Below are 253 nucleotides of genomic sequence, written 5' to 3' on the forward strand. Positions count from 1 at the left end.
CCGGTTTACCAGCCAAATAAAATTTCTATCGATTTAATGCGATACATCCCTAATGCCCCTAGTGGTGTAATGGATGCTATGCTGATTCATCTTTTAGAATGGGCGAAGCAGGAAGGCTATCTCTATTTGAACATAGGAATGGCTCCTCTTTCCAATGTAGGTATTTCCCCTCATTCTTTTTGGTATGAGCGCGTAGCAGCAGCGATTTTTAATAACGTACGTTATATGTATAGCTTTAGTGGTTTACGATTTT

General features: G+C 39.5%; 1 protein-coding gene. It reads left to right on the forward strand.

The genetic code is table 11. The features are described 5' to 3' along the window. The coding region (locus SB822_RS59105) for a phosphatidylglycerol lysyltransferase domain-containing protein (protein ID WP_410859376.1) at nt 1-253 on the forward strand (253 nt) is incomplete at both ends.

The organism is Paraburkholderia sp. SIMBA_054, assembly GCF_046534875.1.
GTDB lineage: Bacteria > Pseudomonadota > Gammaproteobacteria > Burkholderiales > Burkholderiaceae > Paraburkholderia > Paraburkholderia hospita.